Annotated in this window: 22 protein-coding genes; 17 read left to right on the forward strand and 5 right to left on the reverse strand. The window is 43.0% G+C overall.

Annotation, left to right across the window (positions count from 1 at the left end):
* Positions 1-158: 158 nt before the first annotated feature.
* The 4 genes from ACFE93_RS24640 to ACFE93_RS24655 all read left to right on the forward strand — a co-directional run bounded on the left by ACFE93_RS24640 (position 159) and on the right by ACFE93_RS24655 (position 1,638).
* A complete protein-coding gene (locus ACFE93_RS24640; protein ID WP_375477157.1) occupies positions 159-350 on the forward strand; it encodes a CHASE2 domain-containing protein in 192 nt (63 codons plus the stop codon).
* A gap of 57 nt (positions 351-407) precedes the next feature.
* A complete protein-coding gene (locus ACFE93_RS24645; protein WP_375477159.1) occupies positions 408-743 on the forward strand; it encodes an adenylate/guanylate cyclase domain-containing protein in 336 nt (111 codons plus the stop codon).
* Between the two features lie 54 nt (positions 744-797).
* Positions 798-1,064, forward strand: coding sequence for a hypothetical protein (locus tag ACFE93_RS24650; protein ID WP_375477161.1), 267 nt, complete (start codon positions 798-800; stop codon positions 1,062-1,064).
* 268 nt (positions 1,065-1,332) lie between these two features.
* Positions 1,333-1,638 carry a hypothetical protein gene (locus tag ACFE93_RS24655; protein ID WP_335180836.1) on the forward strand — a complete coding sequence of 102 codons (306 nt, stop codon included), beginning with the start codon at positions 1,333-1,335 and terminating at the stop codon, positions 1,636-1,638.
* A 355-nt stretch (positions 1,639-1,993) separates the two neighbouring features.
* Here ACFE93_RS24655 and ACFE93_RS24660 read toward each other — a convergent pair whose 3' ends face one another.
* Entirely contained in the window at positions 1,994-2,752 is a 759-nt protein-coding gene (locus tag ACFE93_RS24660) for a hypothetical protein (RefSeq protein WP_375477163.1), read from the reverse strand.
* A gap of 258 nt (positions 2,753-3,010) precedes the next feature.
* Between ACFE93_RS24660 and ACFE93_RS24665 the strand changes: the two genes are divergently transcribed.
* Together ACFE93_RS24665 and ACFE93_RS24670 are read left to right on the forward strand one after the other, a co-directional pair.
* Complete coding sequence (locus ACFE93_RS24665; RefSeq protein WP_375477165.1) at positions 3,011-3,190, forward strand: hypothetical protein; 180 nt, start codon at positions 3,011-3,013, stop codon at positions 3,188-3,190.
* 78 nt (positions 3,191-3,268) lie between these two features.
* Positions 3,269-5,491 (forward strand): FdhF/YdeP family oxidoreductase, encoded by a 2,223-nt coding sequence (locus ACFE93_RS24670; RefSeq protein ID WP_375477167.1) that lies wholly within the window; start codon positions 3,269-3,271, stop codon positions 5,489-5,491.
* 185 nt (positions 5,492-5,676) lie between these two features.
* Here the strand turns inward: ACFE93_RS24670 and ACFE93_RS24675 are convergent, their stop codons facing one another.
* Positions 5,677-6,126: an orange carotenoid protein N-terminal domain-containing protein gene (locus tag ACFE93_RS24675; protein ID WP_375477169.1), complete on the reverse strand. Its 450-nt coding sequence runs from the start codon at positions 6,124-6,126 to the stop codon at positions 5,677-5,679.
* 357 nt (positions 6,127-6,483) lie between these two features.
* Between ACFE93_RS24675 and ACFE93_RS24680 the strand changes: the two genes are divergently transcribed.
* Complete coding sequence (locus ACFE93_RS24680; protein WP_375477171.1) at positions 6,484-7,185, forward strand: Uma2 family endonuclease; 702 nt, start codon at positions 6,484-6,486, stop codon at positions 7,183-7,185.
* 190 nt (positions 7,186-7,375) lie between these two features.
* On the opposite strand, the gene ACFE93_RS24685 is transcribed toward ACFE93_RS24680, so the two are convergent.
* Positions 7,376-8,557, reverse strand: coding sequence for a serine hydrolase domain-containing protein (locus ACFE93_RS24685; protein ID WP_375477173.1), 1,182 nt, complete (start codon positions 8,555-8,557; stop codon positions 7,376-7,378).
* A 143-nt stretch (positions 8,558-8,700) separates the two neighbouring features.
* Here ACFE93_RS24685 and fdhD point away from each other — a divergent pair, with 143 nt between their 5' ends.
* The 10 genes from fdhD to ACFE93_RS24735 all read left to right on the forward strand — a co-directional run bounded on the left by fdhD (position 8,701) and on the right by ACFE93_RS24735 (position 19,134).
* Entirely contained in the window at positions 8,701-9,540 is an 840-nt protein-coding gene (gene fdhD / locus ACFE93_RS24690; protein WP_375477175.1) for a formate dehydrogenase accessory sulfurtransferase FdhD, read from the forward strand.
* Positions 9,541-9,803: 263 nt separating this feature from the next.
* Positions 9,804-11,537, forward strand: coding sequence for a pseudouridine synthase (locus tag ACFE93_RS24695; protein ID WP_375477177.1), 1,734 nt, complete (start codon positions 9,804-9,806; stop codon positions 11,535-11,537).
* Between the two features lie 562 nt (positions 11,538-12,099).
* The gene (locus tag ACFE93_RS24700; RefSeq protein ID WP_375477179.1) at positions 12,100-14,451 is read left to right on the forward strand and encodes a di-heme oxidoredictase family protein; all 2,352 of its coding nucleotides are present in this window, start codon (positions 12,100-12,102) and stop codon (positions 14,449-14,451) included.
* A gap of 564 nt (positions 14,452-15,015) precedes the next feature.
* Positions 15,016-15,222, forward strand: coding sequence for an RRXRR domain-containing protein (locus tag ACFE93_RS24705; RefSeq protein ID WP_375477181.1), 207 nt, complete (start codon positions 15,016-15,018; stop codon positions 15,220-15,222).
* A gap of 75 nt (positions 15,223-15,297) precedes the next feature.
* Positions 15,298-15,972: a hypothetical protein gene (locus tag ACFE93_RS24710; protein ID WP_375477183.1), complete on the forward strand. Its 675-nt coding sequence runs from the start codon at positions 15,298-15,300 to the stop codon at positions 15,970-15,972.
* Entirely contained in the window at positions 15,956-16,717 is a 762-nt protein-coding gene (locus ACFE93_RS24715; RefSeq protein ID WP_375477184.1) for a class II aldolase/adducin family protein, read from the forward strand. Before ACFE93_RS24710 ends, ACFE93_RS24715 begins: the two co-directional genes overlap by 17 nt.
* A gap of 151 nt (positions 16,718-16,868) precedes the next feature.
* Positions 16,869-17,201, forward strand: a complete 333-nt coding sequence (locus ACFE93_RS24720; RefSeq protein WP_375477186.1) for a hypothetical protein — start codon at positions 16,869-16,871, stop codon at positions 17,199-17,201.
* Between the two features lie 10 nt (positions 17,202-17,211).
* The gene (locus ACFE93_RS24725) at positions 17,212-17,391 is read left to right on the forward strand and encodes a hypothetical protein (protein WP_375477188.1); all 180 of its coding nucleotides are present in this window, start codon (positions 17,212-17,214) and stop codon (positions 17,389-17,391) included.
* Positions 17,392-17,504: 113 nt separating this feature from the next.
* The gene (locus tag ACFE93_RS24730) at positions 17,505-18,326 is read left to right on the forward strand and encodes an NADPH-dependent oxidoreductase (protein ID WP_375477190.1); all 822 of its coding nucleotides are present in this window, start codon (positions 17,505-17,507) and stop codon (positions 18,324-18,326) included.
* 19 nt (positions 18,327-18,345) lie between these two features.
* On the forward strand, positions 18,346-19,134 hold the full coding sequence (locus ACFE93_RS24735) for an SDR family oxidoreductase (RefSeq protein WP_375477191.1): 789 nt from the start codon (positions 18,346-18,348) through the stop codon (positions 19,132-19,134).
* Positions 19,135-19,194: 60 nt separating this feature from the next.
* Here ACFE93_RS24735 and ACFE93_RS24740 read toward each other — a convergent pair whose 3' ends face one another.
* The gene (locus ACFE93_RS24740; RefSeq protein ID WP_292860966.1) at positions 19,195-19,662 is read right to left on the reverse strand and encodes a nuclear transport factor 2 family protein; all 468 of its coding nucleotides are present in this window, start codon (positions 19,660-19,662) and stop codon (positions 19,195-19,197) included.
* Between the two features lie 105 nt (positions 19,663-19,767).
* A complete protein-coding gene (locus tag ACFE93_RS24745; RefSeq protein ID WP_375477193.1) occupies positions 19,768-20,814 on the reverse strand; it encodes an alpha/beta fold hydrolase in 1,047 nt (348 codons plus the stop codon).
* Between the last annotated feature and the right edge of the window lie 267 nt (positions 20,815-21,081).

Below are 21,081 nucleotides of genomic sequence, written 5' to 3' on the forward strand. Positions count from 1 at the left end.
GGACAAGGGGGAGAATAAAAATTACCTCTTTCTCCTGTGCCCAACGTCCAATGCCCAATGCTCAATAAATAGTTCGTAGTTGAGTGGAAAATCTGACTCTGCTTTTGGGAATACTTGATTTATTCACCTGACTAATCTATAACTCAGGCATTATCAATATGAAGCAGTTTACTAAAGTCTCTCTTAGTGAAGTTCAAGAGAACCTCATCCCACAAGATTTAATGCGAGACAAGGTGGTATTAATTGGTGCTAACGCTGAGAGTTTGAAGGATCTATTCTATACGCCTTACAGCAGTAATGTCTTGACTGATCCAGCCAGAACGAATGGCAGGTGTAACAATTCATGCTAATTTGATTAGTCAAATTTTAAGTGCGGCAATAAAAAAGTGAACGAACAAAATCAGCAAATGAATTTTCCAATCCTAGAAATAGGAATTGGGATTAATACAGGCGAGGCTGTAGGGGGAAATGTTGGTTCTCAAAAACGCGCTCAATATACAGTTATTGGCAGTCATGTTAATTTGGCTGCTCGAATTGAATCTTATACAGTGGGAGGACAGATTTTAATTTCTGAAAATACCTATAAGGATGCCAATATTGACCTCAAAATTGTTGGACAACTACAAATAGAACCTAAAGGAATAAAACATCCTGTGACAATTTGTGAAATTCGTGGCATTGGTGGTAAATATAATTTACTCTTGCCTAAATATGATAAAAGAATGGTCATTCTCACTCAATAAGTACCTGTAGAATACACTATTTTGCAGGGGAAATATGCATTGGGAACAGTATTTATGGGAGATTTTATTAACCTCTCAGAAAAAGGGGCGCAACTGCGTAGACGCCCAGCGTCTTGTCAGCAGACATCACCACATTCTTTAGAACTCTTGAGTAATCTCAAACTCAAGTTATTGATTGAAGCAGAAATGGCTACAGAAGAACATATCTATGCCAAAGCAATCGAACAATCTCATGTTGACGAGCATCTTTTTCTGCTTCGGTTTACAGCTGTTCCCCCAAAAGCTGACGCAATTCTCAATGCACTGCGTCAGCCTGGGTGAGATTAGGGCATCAATATTGAAATAGGAGGTGTATGTAAATAGGGTAAAACAAAAAAGTAGGTAGTCTAGCATTTTCTAAAACAGTAACAATTGTTGCTGATAGAACTAAACGATCGCGGTAAGATTTTGGACTTAAGCCCGATCTAACTCCAATAACTCCTTAATAATTCGTAATTCGTAATTTCTGGTATGAAGCAACTAAGTTGAGTTGTGGAGTTCAAAATATGATTTCTTCTAAAACTGAGATTCAATTACACCCAAAAGACAAATGACAAACGGAAACAAATTTCAAAGATTAGTAGAACTTGCAAATGATTATGGAATTATTTGCGAACCAACACCAGAAGAATGTTTGATTGCATCCTTGCCTGGAGACGATGATTTCTTATTAGCTTTTACTTGGTCTGGTACTATTGAGGGAGAGCCGCCAGAACATGAATTAATTGCAATTAGTGTACAGGATATAGTCAAAGAAGTTACCGTTGCAGCTTGGCAGATTCCTTTTTATTTATTCGGAAATGTTTTAAGACAGGCTCAAATGCTTGTCGCTGCTCACAAAGATTTTGTTAGCTAAGAGACAAGTCCTAATTACAAATTACTATCTCTGTCCACAGTGGCAGGGATTTTTTTTTGAACTACTACGCCCAAGGCAAGAGTTGCTGACACCAATTGTCAGCTTTAAAGATTTAAAAAATATTTTCTGTTGAAATTAAAAAATCATAAGAGACATAGGAGTGAAAATGACGTAAGCACAATTCATCAATTGTGCCTGGCTGCTTAAGAATCTTCTTGTTTTTCTTTTTGTGTTTCACTCATCAGCAAATATAGAGGTTCTCACTTTGAGACAATATAGATTATGTAGAGATTGGAATGCAACATCTATACATGATTCACAGTGCTGTATTCAAATGAGAATCGCTATAACTAGATCACCTAACTTCTTGGAAAATAATGGAATTCACATTATTCGGCTCAACTAAGCCTCTTCCTGGCATCAATTTCACACTTAAGTTGTGATCGCTAATATTTAAAACATAAATATTTGCTTCTGGGTCAAAAAGCTTCCATGTCCCTGTGTGACCATCAGAAATTTTAAAAGTTCCATCAGGATAGAACTTTGCAACACCGCACTCATAAACGTCTTGGATACATGACATAATTTGGTAAGTCTTCACTATCTGGTCTAGCTGCCCAGATGTTGTATTGCTGTCATATTGAACAGGGCCTATAAGTTGCACTTCATAGTTACCCCCAGTTCTAATTAAACCACTCGGTGGTGGCTGAATACGCATAATAACTTTAGTTTTTTGTTTTGAATCACCAGTTATAGTTAATTGTGCAGTTGTACCCTTTGAAGTTAAATCCTTATGAATTTTCCAAGTTTGTTTTTCGTCATATAAATCAATTCCAATTGTGGCTGTGTTGGCGTTACCTAAAACCCCCATAGATGTAAACTTGATTTGAACATCCACTTTTCCTGGACTAGCTATAAAGTAGTAGAAATGGGGGCCAACAAAACTGTCTGCTACACTTGAATTGACTCCAGAATGTAATGGTGCTGGCTTATCAGGATTGAGCGATTGTGCAGTGACTGGGCTGACAAAAGTTGTGAGGATGAATAGTGTACTTACCGCTGTACCAAGCTGGTAGGTATGTTGTAAAATATTTTGGATTTTACTGTTTGTCATTAGCGTCCTCCTTAAATTCTTTTCATTCCTAATACTACGAGCTTGTAGGAGGCAATTTCGTAACTTTTTTATATAATATTTTGGACAGGTCTAATATCAAGTTTATATCAAGTTAGATACAGTAAAAAAGATTAGATATCCAAATTAAAAAATTGTAAAACACTTAAAATAAGTTGTAGAAGTTCACATAAATAAGGAATAACCGCCGTAGGTTTTCTATCACTGGGATTGACGTGGTAGCAAGTTTTCCCTTGGAATTTGCTTAAAGAAATTAAAACTAAGAATGAGCAGATTATTGATACCGTCAGTCAGGATGTGGTGTTACAGGCGGGTTTTGATACCACTGCTAGGGATAAAGCAAGGGGGACGGTGGAGAGTTTCCAGCAGTATATTGAAGCGAATAAATTAATTTTCCCAGTTTTCATCTTTTCTATCTAGATTTTTAACTGGCTGCTACTTAAATGCTACTTAAAAGGGTAGCCTAGAAGAGTCACTTTTCTCACTCTATGACGTGTCATGTTGCCGAAACCGAAGAAATATTGGACACCTTCAAATTGGGCAAGTTGGAAACCTTTTGGCATTGGCGAACAGTACCCTAACAACTACTGGGAGGTCTTTCGGGCAATTTGGCTGTCTCGTGACAAATTACCATACACGTGGAACATCCTAAATAAAGGTGTATGCGATGGTTGTGCTTTAGGAACAACTGGGATGAAAGATTGGACTTTAGATGGTATTCATCTCTGCAATGTTCGGTTGCGGCTGTTGCGGATGAATACGATGCCAGCTTTTGAGCCTATGCTATTGGAAGATATTTCACAGTTGCAAAAGCAAAAAAGTGCCCAATTAAGAGACTTGGGAAGACTCCCGTACCCAATGATTCGTCAACGAGGTGAAAAAGGCTTTCGCCGTGTGAGTTGGGATGAAGCTTTAGAGGTAATTAGCGATCGCATTCGCGCTACTACACCAGACCGTCTCAGTTTCTATGTTACCAGTCGCGGGACTGTCAACGAAACTTATTATGCTACTCAAAAAGCTGTGCGGGCAATGGGAAGCAATAATATTGATAACGCTGCCCGCATTTGCCATTCTCCCAGTACGGCAGGACTGAAAGCTTCTCTGGGTGCTGGGGCTACCACTTGTTCTTATAAAGACTGGATTGGTACTGATTTATTAGTCTTCATTGGCTCCAACGTTGCCAACAATCAGCCTGTTACTGTTAAATATCTCCATTACGCCAAGAAAGCTGGCACTAAAATTGTAGTTATTAATACTTACCGTGAGCCAGGAATGGAGCGCTACTGGGTTCCCTCAATTGTAGAAAGTGCCGTTTTCGGTACAAAGTTTGCCGAAGACTTCTTCTTAATCAACATGGGCGGGGATATAGCGTTTTTAAATGGCACTATTAAACATATAATTGCTAACAATTGGGTAGACCAGTCATTTATTAACTTACATACAGTTGGCTTTGCCGAACTTAAAACATCGTTAGAAAGCCAATCTTGGCAAGAATTAGAACGGCTTTCTGGTACATCCTGCGAGTCAATGTACGCCTTTGCCAAAATGGTCAAAGAAGCTAATAAAGCCGTATTTGTTTGGAGTATGGGCATTACTCAGCATGAATCCGGTGAAGATAACGTGCGAAGTATCATTAATCTAGCTCTCACCAAAGGTTTTGTCGGTCGGGAAGGCTGCGGTTTAATGCCAATTCGCGGTCACTCTGGGGTGCAGGGTGGTGCAGAGATGGGATGTTACGCGACAGTATTTCCTGGTGGTAAACCCATCACCTCAGAAAATGCTGCCCAATTGAGTCAACATTGGGGCTTTGAAGTGCCAGCAAGTAAAGGTTTAATTGCTCCAGAAATGATTCACGCTGCACATCAGGGGGATTTAGATGTGTTGTTTTCTGTGGGTGGGAATTTTTTAGAAGTGCTGCCAGAACCAGATTATGTAGAAGCGGCGCTGAAGACAATACCTCTACGGGTACATATAGATATTGTTCTCTCTAGCCAAATGTTGGTGGAACCTGCTGATACTGTGGTGCTGTTACCTGCGACGACTCGTTACGAAATACCAGGAGGAGTCACAGAAACTAACACCGAACGCCGGGTAATTTTCAGTCCAGAAATTCCAGGGCCGCGGATTGGAGAAGCGCGGCCTGAGTGGGAAGTATTTTTAGAATTGGCAAGACGAGTAAAACCAGATTTGGCAGATAAGCTAGCTTTTGCTGACACAGCTGCTATCCGTCAGGAAATTGCTCAAGTTGTCCCGCAATATGCTGGTATTCAACACTTACAGCAAGCTGGCGATCAATTTCAATATGGTGGCTCGCATTTGTGCTTTGGTTGGAACTTCGCGACGGCGGATGGGAAAGCACACTTTGGCGTATTATTGCCACGCCAAAGAGAATTACCAGAAGGTTATTTTTTATTAGCAACGCGCCGAGGCAAACAATTTAATAGTATGGTGCAGGAACGCAAGGATGCAATTACTGGGGCGATGCGAGAGGCGGTGCTAATGAATGCTGCTGATGCTGCACAGTTGGGTTTAAAAGATCGCGATCGCATCCTTCTTAAGAATGATTTAGGCGAGTTGTTATGTCAAGTCTACATTGCGCCAATTCAGTCAGGAAACTTGCAAGTACATTGGCCAGAAGGGAATGTGCTACTAGATAAAAGTAAGCGATCGCTTGAAGGTGTACCTGATTATAATGCGATCGTGCGGTTGGAAAAAATCTGAATCAAGTCTCATTTTCCCAGTTTTAACAAAATTACTTGCATTAAGACTACCGCAAAGATGAGCATCTCTGCGGTAGTTCTGAGTTAACCACTATTAAAGGAGAGCAAAAGAAGCCAGGTCTAGCTTAATTTGCTACTTTCAGTTATCCCCAATTCTAGAAAGCCATTGAAAGTCCTTGGACTTGACTAACCCATTTCTTGCACCACAGTCAGCATGAAATTAATCCGCTGCTCAAACTCTAGCTTTTTGATCGATGCGACAAATTCATCCGTTTCACCAGGTAGTTGATAGTCGGATGGTACTTGAATGATGGTTCCATTCTCCATTCCTTGTGCCAGCATCAGCCAAACGTCTAATCTGGAATTGGCACTTAGAGCATTATAGGCTTGGCTGATCTCGTTAGCTGCGCCATTAATAATGTCGCGTTGCCCTTGCAGTTGTTCTTCTTTAGACAAGTTCAGGAATTTGTCAAACACTGCTTTGGCGGGAACTTCTATCCTTTCAGGAGGTGCAGGTTGTAGCTGCTCTTTAAGATCCAAGTAACCGAACCAAAGTAGGGCTAGCTGAGTATCTACATCAAACTGTTTAAAACTTTCTAAAGCCGGTTTTGTTGCTTCATCAGCTGTGTAAGTCATAAAAAACTCCAATTAAGTTAAGGGTTTCTGATTTCGTCAGTTACTGTGAAAATTTAATTTCAGTACCTTTACATAAGTTAACGAACAAATGGAGATGGATAACCCTACTTAGGGTAGGGATAGGATCACTACATAAGATAGATATAGATAACTTAAGTTGCTAGTTACAAAAATGCTTGTTTCGATGTATAGGAAAGCAAAAATAAAAGCTAAAACTTTAAGTAACGTCTATGACAGTAAGCGATCGCTTGAAGAGGTTCCTGATTATAATGCGATAGTACGCTTAGAAAAGCAAACCCAATATTAACGCTTTCCGACTGCGACGTTCAAGTTAACATCACTCCAAAACTTGCAGCCATGTCTGTCGCCAAAGATTTTGAAACCCCAGAAGATGTTATATTTCCACCAGGGGATTTAGAAAGTAACGAACCACCATTGGAAACATACCTACATTTGCAGCAAATGCTGCTATTGATAAAATGTCTGGATTGGTGGTGGCGAGACCACAATCGCTTTAATGACTACTTTGCTGCGGGGAATCTTAGCATTCATTACAGTCCACGCCAGCGTAAATCCGAAGACTTTCGGGGGCCAGATTTCTTTGTCGTTTTAAATACTGAACGCAAACCCCGTGATAGTTGGGTTGTTTGGGAAGAAGACGGTAAATATCCGAATTTGATTATAGAACTGCTTTCAAAGTCAACCGCAGCGACCGACAAGGGCTTAAAAAAGCAAATTTATCAAGATATCTTTCGCACTCCTGAATACTTCTGGTTTGACCCCAAGAATCTAGAATTTGCTGGGTTTATTTTGGTGGGTGGTACGTATCAACCTATAGAACCCAACCCACAAGGATTGTTGTGGAGTCAGCAATTAAATTTGTACTTGGGTGTTTATGAACATAAATTACGCTATTTCACTGCGGAAGGAAATCTAATTCCTACACCTGAAGAAGCAGCTGAACAAGAACGACAACGTGCTGAACAAGAACGACAACGCGCTGAACGCCTAGCAGCCAAATTGCGAGAACTGAATATTGACCCAGAAAATTTCTCGTAAATTAAAGGGTTTAAAACTTCTACGTCTATACGTGGCGCGGAGTCGGAGCCACTCCGCCTTTGAGCAGTTACCCTGCGGGATCTTGCTACAGTCGGGGTTTAAATAAGAGTCTGAAAATGTATTTAATGCGTGAATTTTTAATTTTGAATTATTAAAATGCCAGCCCTACAAGCATAATGAAAAATTAGGATCATTTATTCTCGACAACTTCTAGACCTGTCCTAGCTACTGATTTAATATCAACATTCTGATTGTTTAGCAGCACCACTATAGTGGTTTTTTCATTGGGTAAATATGCAAGCAATGTTGCGAAGCCATAAGCTATACCACTATGCCCAATTGCTTTTGCCAAAGGAGATGAAAACCTTTCTACACCCAACCCATAGCTATAGTCTGCGCTATTATCTTTAAATTTCAGCATTTCTTTCATCATCTTTGAGGAAAGTAAGGTTTTTTTGACGAATAGCGCTTTGGCGAACTTGGCTAAATCCTCTGCTGTTGAAACTAATCCACCATCTCCCAAACCATTACCATCATTGACTTGGGCGTAGCTATCTAGCTTACCATCCTTATTGCGATCGCCATAACCTGTAGCGACTTCTCCAATTATCGGTTCGCGCAATTCCGTGAAGGTATGTTTTAATCCTAATGGTTTTAAAATCTGACTGCGGATTGCTTGAGCGAGAGTTCCCCTAGTGACATTTTCAACAATCAGTTCCAAAAGAATGTAGTTGCAATCAGTATAAATAAATTTTTCTCCAGGATTTGCCTGCGGTTGCTCTTGATACATATACCGAATAGCTTCTCTGGCTGTCCAAGGTTGTGAGCGACTTCTTTTCGCCGTAGCTTGAAGAAATGCTTTTGTTTCTAGGTATTCAGCGACACCACTAGTATGGTTAAGCAGTTGACGAACTGTAATTTTATCGCTGTTGACAATATGAGGAGTGATGTCTCTTGGTAAATAGGTTGCGATCGCCCGGTCTAATTCTATCTTTCTTTGCTCCACTAATTTCAGCACAACCACCGCCACAAAAGTTTTACTCATACTGGCAATAGAAAAGCCATCTGTGGGTTTCATCCGGGTTTTAGTTGACAAGCTATTCACACCAGATGCTCCCAGCCAAGAGCCTTTAGGTGTAGTAATATACATTACTGCACCAGGTATTTTCTGTTCTACAATTATCTCATTTAAAAGCTTCTGTAGTTGAGAACTTTTTCCAACGGTGGAGGTAGATATCACTTGTTTAGCAACAGATTTTTCAATCATTCTCTGACTAATGTTATTAGCCACTAAATATCCTGTAAAACCAAGGGAAATCACAAAGACTATTGCAAATAAAATTTTGCTGAAAGCCAAAAGTTTTAGGTTCATTTTACTTCCTAAACAGAAACATAGCCGATCTAGCTCAACTGCACAAAGTAATTGGTGAGCATCAACCTGACATCTGACATATAAATAGCATTACTTTGTTTCCAGATTAGTATCAAAATTTCAATTTACTAACTTTCACAAATATGAGAATGCCAACTAAAAGTAAGACCAAAGCCACTGTTTGGGTAGTAGAAAAAGGTCAAATACGGCCGCGTTTAGACCAACTTACCACCGAAGAACCTTTGGAAATTCGTCTTGTTCCTTTCCAGAAGACGGTAGCTGTAACAATGCGGACACCAGGGGCAGATTTTGAACTAGCTGCTGGTTTTCTCTACAGCGAAGGAGTCGTTAATTGCAGGGAAGATATTCTACGTATCAGCTACTGCGTAGATGAATTAGTAGATGGTGAACAGCGCCATAATATTGTAAATGTGGAACTGCGGGATGGGTTGATTCCGGACTTACAGCCTTTGGAGCGTCATTTCTATACAAGTAGCGCCTGTGGGGTGTGTGGTAAAGCTAGCCTTGAGGCTTTGCGTCTGCGGGGATGTCCAGTAATTTCCTCTGGCCCAACGGTAAAACCTGAGATCGTATACAGCCTACCAGATAAACTCCGGGCTGCTCAAGGTATCTTCACTGCTACAGGAGGTTTGCACGCTGCGGCTATCTTTGATGCTCAAGGAGAACTGTTAAACCTGTGGGAGGATGTTGGGCGACACAATGCTTTGGATAAATTGATTGGTACAGCTTTGCTCAGTGACGAATTGCCTTTAAATAATTGTATTGTCCTGGTCAGCGGACGCTCTAGTTTTGAGATTTTGCAAAAGTCTACAACTGCTGGAGTTCCCATTGTCTGTTCTGTTTCCGCTCCTAGTAGTTTAGCGGTGTCTGTCGCCAAGGAATTCGGGATTACCTTAATTGGATTCCTACGCGGAGAACGGTTCAATGTTTACACTGGTTTACAGAGAATAAATGCTGCTTAGAAACACTTTTGTAGGGCGTGTTACCGCGGAGCGTAACGCACCGAAAGTAGCAGTATTACTGTAACGGGGGTGTCAAATATACAGAGGAAAACGAGCCACACGCAATGAGTGCGGTTGCTGAGTTAAGCGACGAAGATTGTTTGGAGTAAGTTGGAGATTTGGCAAAAGTTTAACTTAGGCTGTATCACAATCCACGAGCCGATTAACTGCTCTAACGCCTGACTTACGTGTTTCCCGTAAAATTCACTACAGTAAAAGCTTGTATGGTAGTTCTGCACGCACTTTCAGATTTCATCGACTGTAATTTTACGATCAACAACTTATCTTGTAATTATTGGTACGAAGGGCATTGTCCGCAAAATGGCGATCGCCTAAAATTACCCCGCACTTCAATATCCGAAGCGATCGCCCACGGACTAATGCAATATCTTGCTAATAATAACTGTTATTCTCGTGAAGGGAAGATGTATGGAATCCTATTGGTTGAACTGCCTAATGGCGAACAACGGGTACTAAAAGCCTTTTCCGGTCTTTTGAATGGTTGCAGTGTGGTTGATGACTGGGTGCCGCCTATTCCCGGACGAGACGAGGTTGCTTTCGAGGAAGCCCGCACTTTGGCTGAGTTGGACGCGATTAAGCAAGAAATTATTACCTTAAAGCAACTCACCGAACGCCAGCAGTATGAAATTCTGTTTAATGACTTTGAGCAGCAGTTGCAAGCAATGAGCGATCGCCATCGCTATTGCAAACATCAACGACAGGAAAAACGTCAGCAAATCTGCAATACACTCACTCCCGAAGCACTCACGATTGCCCTTGAACAACTTGACGAAGAGAGTCGTCAGCAGGGAATTGAGCGACGACAACTTAAACGCCAGCAAAATGCAGTATTACAGCCCCTCCAGCAGTTAATTACAGCGACGGATGCGCGAATTAGCGAACTGAAACAACAGCGTAAAGCACTGTCTTGTCAATTACAAGCTCAAATGCACGCTAGCTACAGCCTGACTAATTTTTCCGGGCGATCGCAATCATTGCAAGAATTGATGCCAGGAGGTTCGCCCACTGGCACAGGAGACTGTTGTGCCCCAAAGCTGCTTCATTATGCGGCAACACATAATCTCAAACCCCTAGCAATGGCAGAATTTTGGTGGGGTGCGTCTTCCGTAAATCAGGATAAAATTCCGGGAGAGTTTTATGGAGCCTGTGCCGAGCGATGTCAGCCATTGATGGGGTTTTTGCTCTCAGGGTTAAAACCTATTTCAATCCGTAATAGGGATTTTAATACAACACATTTGCGTAACTCTAATGTGTTTGACTTTAATGAAAAATCTTCTAATTTCCCAGCCTTCTCCCCTATTAAAGGAGAAATCCCCATTATTTATGAAGATGAATCGCTGATTGCTGTAAATAAACCTGCTGGATTACTTTCAGTACCCGGTCGTTATCGCGATCGCCAAGATAGTGTCTTGAGTCGCTTACGCCATCTATTACCTGATGGCATGGCACTTCTATCTGTGCATCGCCTAGATCGGGAAACTTCCGGGATTTTGTTGTTGGCGCGCGATCGCCAAACTCATCGGCAACTCAGCCAACAGTTTCAGCAACGCCAGGTTCACAAAGTTTATGAAGCCATACTTTCCGGTGTTTTGACAGTTGAGCAAGGTAAAATTGACTTGCCACTGTGGGGAGATCCTGAAAATCGCCCTGATCAAAAAGTTGATTGGCAGTATGGTAAACCTAGCTTGACACACTTCCAGGTTATAGCCAGAGAAGGAGACTATACGCGCGTAGAATTTACGCCACTAACAGGACGCACTCATCAGTTGAGGGTTCATGCAGCTGATACGCAAGGACTTGGGATAACTATTTTAGGCGATCGCCTTTATGGATGCCGTGCAGTTACCAGTCGTTTACATCTGCATGCCAGAGAACTTCGCTTCGAGCATCCGCAGTTAGAAAAAACCTTACATTTACAAGCAATTACGCCCTTTTGACAAAATTAAAATAATGAACGCTCAATTGCTTTGGTATATGGCAATAATATAGATAATTTAAAGAAAAAAATTAACGAAAGTTTTGAAAGCATAAATTAAGTTTCAATACTAACTGTTTGAGTGGCCTTACACCCAATAAATGCATTATTCCATTATTGAGGTTCTAAAGCCAAAGTTTTTGTCATCAAAAAATTAATCATATACAGCAGTATAATAAATTACTTTCACACTTAAAAAATTTTTTATGTAGAAATATTTAGATTAAATAGCTTCATTTTAGTATTGTCGTAAATTGTATATGTAATTACCCTTAAGAGTTTAGCAAAAGCAAGTTCTGAGCATTGGTAAGCTAAAACACATCTAATTTGCATATTAAGATTTTCTCAATATCTAGTGGGGTGGGCATCTTGCCTGCCGTGATTATGCAATTTGAATGCCGATTAGCTTACCAAAAGCTTGTTATTTTTCATGCTTAATAGCATAGACAGGCTAAAAATCCAAATATTAGGATTTGTGGTTTTCAGCATGTCTTACTCAATGTTGAATAAGGCTGAAAAACGTAATGCGAAGATTTAAACTTCAAAGTGTTTTGTTGATAGTGGGTTTATCATTTAGCCTTTCAGTGTTCATTTCTTTTGTTTTTCCAGACAAAGTTTTTGGTAGGTTTCGTACTAACATTCCCGACGATGCCACGTTAGTTGCACAGCGAAAAGTCGAAGTTAGTTCAGGCTTTGTGGTTACGCCTCCGAATCAACCCCTTCGTCCAGCAGAACGTCTCCGTCGCGATATTTATGGCGACGTGGGACTTGCTCCCCTGAAGACAGCGGCTCAGTTAGATCGATTACTCTTTCCTTCTGTTCCGCAATCAGCTCGCCAGAAAGTGGTGGAAGGGGCGTGGTTTTTTACTACCCCAGAAACGGTTAGAGAAGGCGCAGGGTCGATGGCTAACCAAACCCGATGCGCGGGCTGTCACCTGAATAACCTTGAGTCAGTTCCGGGTCTGGGGCTGCTCACGGGTATCTCTAACGTCAGCCGAGCTGGACGGTCAACCCCCACCAACTTCAGTTATACGTCCGGTGACACCAAGAATGGTGGTAGACCAGCTGGTGTTCGCTTAGATCCAGTCAATCCAGACGGTTATGTTAACTCGAATATCATTAATAATGCCGACCCAGCTTTGGATGCGATCGATAATACCGGGCGAACGGCAGCCTTTACGATCTTCGGGGACTTTTCACCGTCGGTTGAAGCGGTCGATCCGACCAAATCTTACGATCCTCTGGATGGTTCTAAAAATCCCATCACAGGTAATGCACAGAATTTTGGTGGTTTTGTGCAGCATGTACGCCCTCCGATTGCTGAACTTAAAGCTTTCGATCGCAGTATAGATTGCAAACCAGATGCGATTCCAAGCATCGCCCAAGATCGAAATCTCGGCACGATTAATCCAACTACGGGACTGAGTTCAAGTGGATATCGCCGTGGTGTCGGCGAACGCGCTGGCCCCCCCTATATCGGTCGTGGGCTGATGGAGGCTATTCCAAACCAGGACATTACCAACGCTCCCGATCCTTCTGACACTATAGGCGGCAAATCGTCTTTGAAAACTGCTTCATTCCAGTGCAACGGTGATTGTGTCACAGGTAAGGTTAATATGATTCCTGCCAATGCGCCACCTGACCAACCCAACGCCCTAATCTCTGGGGTAGGGCGTTTTGGCTTACGTGCCAATGGCGCAGAGATACTACAGTTTATCATTGGGGGCTTGCAAGGTGAGCTTGGCATTACTAGCTTGGCTAACAATAATGAGATCAAAATTGCCGATCCCAAAATTGCTCCCTACAATAAGAACTGCAAAAATTTAGTAACCGACCCTGAGTTTCACCTCAGCACCCCATTTAGTGAGCGCAATTTCTTGCGTCTGACGGCTCCCCCAGAATTTGGTCCCAATCTCTTGGCCGTGCTGAATTCCAAAAATCCCTCTCAACCTCGTTCTGGCTACAGTCGTGCAGCCAGCGTTCAGCGAGGAGCGCAGCTTTTTGGTATCGATCTCACTGCCTTTGCTAACCGGATGATCCCCGGTCGTATGCCTGGCGGAGGCGATGGTCGCGATCCCAATGCCATTAACCAGAGCGATCGCATGGTCAGTTGTGTGAGCTGCCATACTCCGGTTCAAAGAACTGGTCGGTCGCCTGCTGCTGGTGATCCATCCTTGGGTACTGATGCAGCATCGGTTGTAGACATTCTCAGTTACCGTTGGGCACCAATTTTCTCGGATTTGATTCTGCATAAAGGCCCCATCATTGATGCTGAACGGTTTGCACCAACTCCACGCGATCCAATCCTTGTGAGCCGAACTACGGTTGTTAGTAGTAACCGATTGAACTTCAAGACCTACGATCTGCCCCGTAACCTCACCGATGATATCTTCTCAAACCAGAAAGCAACTGCTAAGGGTGAAGAGTTTCGTACACCGCCTCTGATGGGGATTGGTAAGGTTGGCCCTCCATTCTTGCATGATGGTAGCGTCTACTTGAGTACCCTCACCCGTGACACAACGCCTGCGGGTACTGTGTTTACCAATAGCAAAGTGACCAATGCACCGTTGGTTGTTCGTTCAGTAGACGATGCGCTTCGTGCAGCGATTGAGCTACATGACCTACCTGCACCCGATGACTATAAAACCTCTAAGCTGTCGGGTGGAGGATGCCCTGTTCCTGCGGGTGGCAAAGTCTTCAATAAAATCGGCAATGTTATCAACTATGGCTCATCACCTGAAGATGTCATTTGTCCACCTTATACCAGTGCTATTTCAAAAACTCATCGAAGTGAAGGACGTGAAGTTATCGCCCGTTACCGTTCTCTGAGACCTTCCGATCAACAAGCGATAATTGATTTCTTGAAGGAACTGTAGTGGTTTTCCAGTATCTTTAATATCAATTGTTTGTGAATTTTACTACGGGGACGTTCTTAAGAACGTCCCTTCTTTTGATGCAGGTATGCGATCGGAGTCATCATGTCATATTCACGTTGCTTCCACCGATAACTATGACAATCGACTTGCTTTTTAAATTTGAATCTGATAATTTCTGCTTGTAGAAATTCAACGGTTATTCCACCAATTTACCGTATTTAGGGAGCTAACATCACAGTTAAGAAACTTCCCAATAAAAATATTCAACTACAAATGATTGTGAAACACCCCACAAAATTGGATGATTTATTCCTTGGAAATTCCTAAATAGCAGTAAAGACGAGAGTGCTGGAGTTGGTATCTAGACTCTCATTCTTATCTTTTCTCCAATAAGACTATTTGTCCCACGGCTAAGTAGGGGCAGAGGGGCAACCTTGCCGTGAGCGTAGCCGAACGGGAGCAGGGGGCAGAAGAGAATGATTTTTTGTTCCCTCGCTCAGTCAGGGAATTCTCCCAATCCCCACTACCCAATCTGACGATCGCAAATCTAAAATTCAAAATTACATGACTAAAGTATTCATTCTCGATGCCAACAAACAACCGTTATATCCAGTACGCATCAGCCAGGCTAGGCTACTATTGTCACAAGGTAAAGCTACCGTATTTCAGCGATATCCTTTTACTATCATTCTGAAGGAGTCCCTTTCTCATCTAAAACTTGAGCAACTTGGCTTTAAAATTCATCCTGGTATTAAAATAAATCGTAATTGAATTCTTAATTACGAATTACGAATTACGAATTAGTAATTAGTTAATCTTAGTCGCCTCCTAAACAGAGGAATATAGATGACGAACCACACTATTTTAGAACCGTTATCAGAAGACCAATGGTTTATTGAGAGCCAGGAACTACGATCCTTTGTAGCAACAGTGCAAGAAATTAGCGCTAGCACTGTTGATGATCGCACACAAACTTTCGCTAGACTAGAACCCTATTTTCAAGAACTCCTTGCCCAACAGGAATGGCTGCCGGAAAAGTTTGCCCAAGTCAATCCTGAAAGCCGGATGGGTAGTGGTATTGGTCAATGGCTACTTTATCGTGCCAAAGACCGTTCCCTGTCAGTATTCAGTTTGGTGATTCCCCCAGGTTCCACAACTCCTGTCCACGACCATTTAGCCTGGGGATTGATTGGTTTATACAAAGGTAATCAAGAAGAAACAGTCTATCGCCGTGTAGATAGCGGTGATGCCGAAGGACACGCACAATTACAAGTAACTGAAGTGCGATCGTCGCTTCAACCAGGGGATATCTACTGCCTCTTACCCCCAGATGGTGATATCCACGCCGTCAAAACCACATCTCAGAGTGCATCTGTATCCATCCATATCCTGGGTAATGATACTGGTTGTATTTTGCGCCACCAGTTCATCCCAGAATCTCACAGCGTCAAATCTTTTCGCTCTGGATATTCCAACGCTCCCTGTAAAGAAGAAGAAAAAGAATATGTCCAATTACATTAGACCACAGCCCCCTGTATTCGAGCGAGTTGAAGACGAACGCCTCCACCGCAAGCAACGTCTCGCCGCCGCCTTTCGCCTGTTTGGTAAGTTTGGGTTCAGCGAGGGAATCGCAGGCCATATTACGGCTCGCGATCCTGAGTTTACAGACCATTTCTGGGTCAATCCATTCGGGGCATACTTCGGTCATATCCGAGTTTCTGACCTGGTTTTAGTTAACACAGAAGGTGAGGTCGTTAAAGGCGATGCTGAGATAAATCAAGCTGCTTTCGCCATCCATTCTCAGATTCATGAAGCTAGACCTGATGTCATCGCCGCAGCTCACGCCCATTCACTGTATGGTAAAGCCTGGTCTAGTTTAGGTCGTCTCCTTGACCCCTTAACTCAAGATTCCTGTGCTTTTTACGAAGACCATGCGCTATTTGACGATTTCACAGGTGTGGTTTTAGAAACCTCTGAAGGTCTGCGACTGGCGCAAGCCTTAGGGTCAAATAAAGCCGTAATTCTGCGTAACCACAGCATTTTAACTGTGGGACATACGGTAGATGAAGCTGCCTTTTGGTACATTAGCTTAGAGCGATCGTGCCAAGCCCAGCTACTAGCTGAAGCTGCGGGTAGACCGACTACGATCAAACACGAAACAGCCCGTTTAACACAAACTCAAGTGGGGTCACATGTAAGTGGGTGGTTCAGTTTCCAGCCCCTTTACGACCGGATTGTGCGTGAAGAACCTGATTTGCTAAATTAGTGCTGTGTTTTTTGGCATTGGCATAATAGGCGGGGAAGTTTCCAGTTAACCCACTTCCCGCTATTTTGATATCAACTAAATCTAAATTTATTTGCATACTTCGGTAAACTTATAAGTTTATAGTATTATATAGTTCAGAGAAATCATTTTGATGATTAACCAAATCTTTGGCCGTTTTATTGCCAAATGGATATCGTTGATAAAATTCAGGAATATCCCATTTAACAACCAACAAAAATTATTCTTTTCTTCTCCTTTACCAATAGTGGGGGCTTTTGTTACAGGTCTTTGTCTGAGCTTGCTATTTGCTGCTTGCTCATCGACACCGACTGTTAATGCACCTAATCCCAGTACCACATCTGTTGGCAATTCTGCTGACAGTAAAGCAACAGTAATCAGATTTGGCTATCAAAAAACGACCGTTTTGCTGAGAACTAAGGGGGTTTTAGAAAAGCGTTTGGCACCAAAAGGTATTACTAATTGATCTAGAAACGATGAAAAAAGCAACTAATAGGCGGACTTTTGGACTTGTACCAATTGACGACAATCTAATAAATCTACAACAAGGTGTTGCAGATACATATTATAAATTGAAGCTAATTCCCAAAGAAGTAAATGTGAAGGATGCAGTATTGACAAAAGAAGAATACGCTGCATTTTCACCAAAAACTTAAATTGGTGCAATGAATTGGGTGTAGGGAGATACATCTGTACATCCCTACAAATGGGATTAATGTTAGTAATAAAACAACTGACAATTTTTGAATTTTAAATCCTGGAATTGATTATGACTAATCCGACAGAATTACTGCGATCGCGCTACGGTGAAATTCCCTTCAACCCCGAAATTGAATGGAATGATTCTTTAACAGCACTATTATCTCACCGTTCAATTCGATCTTATTTGTCCGATCCTCTACCACTGGGAACTCTGGAATTGCTAATTGCAGCCGCCCAATCTGCATCTACTTCCTCTAATTTGCAAACCTGGAGTGTGGTAGCAGTCGAAGATCAACAGCGCAAAGATGAGTTATCCAAGCTAGCGGGAAACCAAGAACATATTAAGCAGGTTCCTTTATTCTTGGTTTGGTTAGCAGACTTGGCGCGTCTAAGTCACGTTGCTGACAGTCGCGGCATATCTCATGATGCACTAGAATATTTGGAGATGTTTGTGATGGCAACAATCGATGCAACCTTGGCGGCGCAAAACGCTGCAGTTGCAGCTGAGTCCCTTGGTTTGGGAACAGTATATATTGGCGGAATCCGAAACCACCCACAAGAGGTAGCACAGATATTGAATTTGCCCTCCTCTGTGTATGCTGTATTTGGGCTGTGTGTGGGCTATCCGAATCCGGAAGTAGAAGCGGCGATTAAGCCAAGGTTGCCGCAGTCAGCGATATTGCACCGTGAAACCTATAAATTGGCAGAACAAGAAGAAGCGATCGCTCATTACAACGATATCATCAAAGAATTCTATACTGAACAAAAGATGAATGTTGCTGGCGATTGGTCAGAACACTCAGCCCAGCGCATTGCAACTGTTGAGGCTTTGAGAGGACGCGATCGCTTGCGTGAAGCTCTCAATAACCTTGGCTTCAAATTGCTGTAAATTAAGAATAATCAAGATTATGGATTTGCAACTCCGTGGCAAAGTCGCCTTAGTGACAGCTGCTAGTAAAGGTTTGGGCAAAGCTACAGCGAGGCAATTTGCCCGTGAGGGTGCAAAAGTTGTCATCTGCGCCCGCAGTGAGTTAATTGATAAAACTGCTGCGGAGATTGCCAGCGAAACAGGTACAGAAGTGTTATCTCTGCGTGCGGATGTTACTAATCAAGAAGATATCGAACGGGTAGTTAACGCCACAGTAGAAAAATTCGGCGGGTTGGATATCCTCGTTACCAACGCCGGAGGCCCACCTGCTGGCACTTTTGAGGATATCGATTTGGCAACTTGGGAAACTTCGATCGACTTGACTTTGCTGAGTGCGGTACGTCTGGTAAAGTACGCTTTACCTCACTTACGCCAATCTACCGCACCAGCAATTCTGACCATTACCTCAACTTCAACTAAACAACCAGCCGAAAATCTGGTTTTATCTAATTCCATTCGATTAGCAGTGATTGGTTTAACGAAAACTCTCAGCAAAGAACTGGGTAGCGATAAAATTCGCGTCAACAGCATTCTACCAGGCTGGACATATACAGAACGGGTAGAAGAATTGCTCAATGCCCGCATTAGTAAAAGTGGTGAAACCAAAGAAGCAGAAATTGCTAGAATCAATGGGACTGTTCCTTTGGGTCGTATCGGGACACCAGAAGAGTTTGCCAATGTTGCGGTATTTCTGAGTTCACCAGCAGCCTCATTTGTGAATGGAGTCATGCTGCAAGTAGATGGCGGAATCATTCAAAGCACATTTTGAGCGGCTTGATTGATAAAAACCAATGAGCGGCGATACTGAGCTTTCACCTGGGACACCTTGCTACGGCACTGATACTTCGCTGCCGTCTGGGTTGCCCTGGAATGTCCAAGTACCACCCGATCGGAAGGTCGAACCTGTACCAAAGGTGTCCTCCATGTACTGCATGTAGGTGACTAAGCCATTCTTCACTTTCGCCAAGACAGAGAAGGGAGAGATGAACGTTTTATCGAGTTTCACCGAATGGACGGTGAAGCTGCCAAAGACAGCGACGTTCTCACCTTCGCCAAATATCTGCTGAATATCGAACTCCTCGATGTTCCAAAAGGTATTGAGTTCCTGGAAAACTTCGAGGACGCTGGCCGGACCATTTTTATGCGTGCCTGCCCAAGGCATAAGCTTTTTTAGGTCGGGATTATCATAGGTGAGTGATACGTAGATGGCGTCAGGGGAGACGAGTCGGTTGACGACCTCAGGGTTGGTGGGGTCTTTGAGAAGGGCTTGAACGATTTCAACGTTGATGTTTGACATGGGTGTGTTCGTTTTCAGTTACAGTTGGTTTCTAGTAGTGATTCTGCGGCAAGTCAGTGCCTCGGAAGAACTCTTCGGGTCCCGCGATTCGCGGGGAAGACGCATTCAATCTTTGATGAATTCAGCTAGAAGAGCAATCACCTCAGGGCCGGATTCTTCCATCAGCCAATGACCAGATTCCGGCAAGATCACGGCCCTGAATTTCTTTTTATCTTCCACGAAACGTGCCGCCATTTGCTTGGGCAATACGTCTCCTACGCCCTTGCCGCCGCTGATCGACATGGATGGAATTCTAATCAGCTTATTAGCGGATAGCAGCGCTTCGTTCTGTTTGATGGATTCAGAGTGAAATCTGTAGTAGCCGCTAAAAGCAGCGTGCAAATTTTCGATCCTTGAGTAAGGCTCAATTAGTTCGTCGAGTAACGCATCAGTGAAAATATCCTTTTTCCCAGCATAGCTTTGTATAAAGTAAGCCATAAACAGTTTAGGGTCGTTCGATATCAATTTTTCGGCGATATCCCCGTAGCTAAAAAAGCCGAAATGCCAACCAAGGCCAGGACCTTTCGGGGTGTAGCCCGGATAGGTCCACATCGCCTTGTCCGGAATTGGCGAATCCATGAATACGACTTTTTTGATGTAATCCTGGTTGTTGGCGACCATTGGATAGGAGGCTGTATTGCTCAGATCATGGGAAACATATATGATAGGCTCTCTCGTCAATTTCTTGATGGCTGTCAACAGATAGCTGGAGAGAGCCTGTGCGCTATACCCAGTCTGGGAGGCTTCCGATTGCCCAAGTCCGGGCAAATCAATGGCAATGACCTGGTGCGTGCCAGCAAATGCTTTCAGGGCGGGTTCCCACATTTTCCAGGTCGAACCAAAACCGTGGACAAACACGATGGGACTGCCCGATCCGGCGCTGACGTAGTGCAGCTTGATACCGTTACTCTCTACGTAGTCACTCTTAAACCCGGCTGGATAGGCATATTGCCCGCGACGCTGCTCTTTTACCCTGGCGAGGGCCAGCTTGGATATGGCAGCTGGTGTATCTATCGATGGTGGACTGACTTCTTGAGCTACTGCACTGAGTGGAGCAAGAGCAAGTAACACGGCACACAAAATCAAACTCAGGCGTTTATTAATTCCGTTCATAATTAGTCTTCACTTGGTTCCTATGGGTGTCTGCCCAAGGTATGAGCTTTTCAAGTCGGGATCATCGTAGTTGAGCGATACGTAGACAGCGTCAGGGGAGACGAGCTGGTTGACGACCTCAGGGTTGGTGGGGTCTTTGAGAAGGGCTTGAACGATTTTTACAGGTGTACTAGACATACGTGTTCCTATAAGGCTGCTTATGCGAACTTGATAGTCGGGTTTGATGGTTGTGAGGCTTATTTAAGAAGGACTCAAGATTTAGATCCA

This window comes from uncultured Nostoc sp., from assembly GCF_964247315.1.
Classification (GTDB): Bacteria; Cyanobacteriota; Cyanobacteriia; order Cyanobacteriales; family Nostocaceae; genus Nostoc.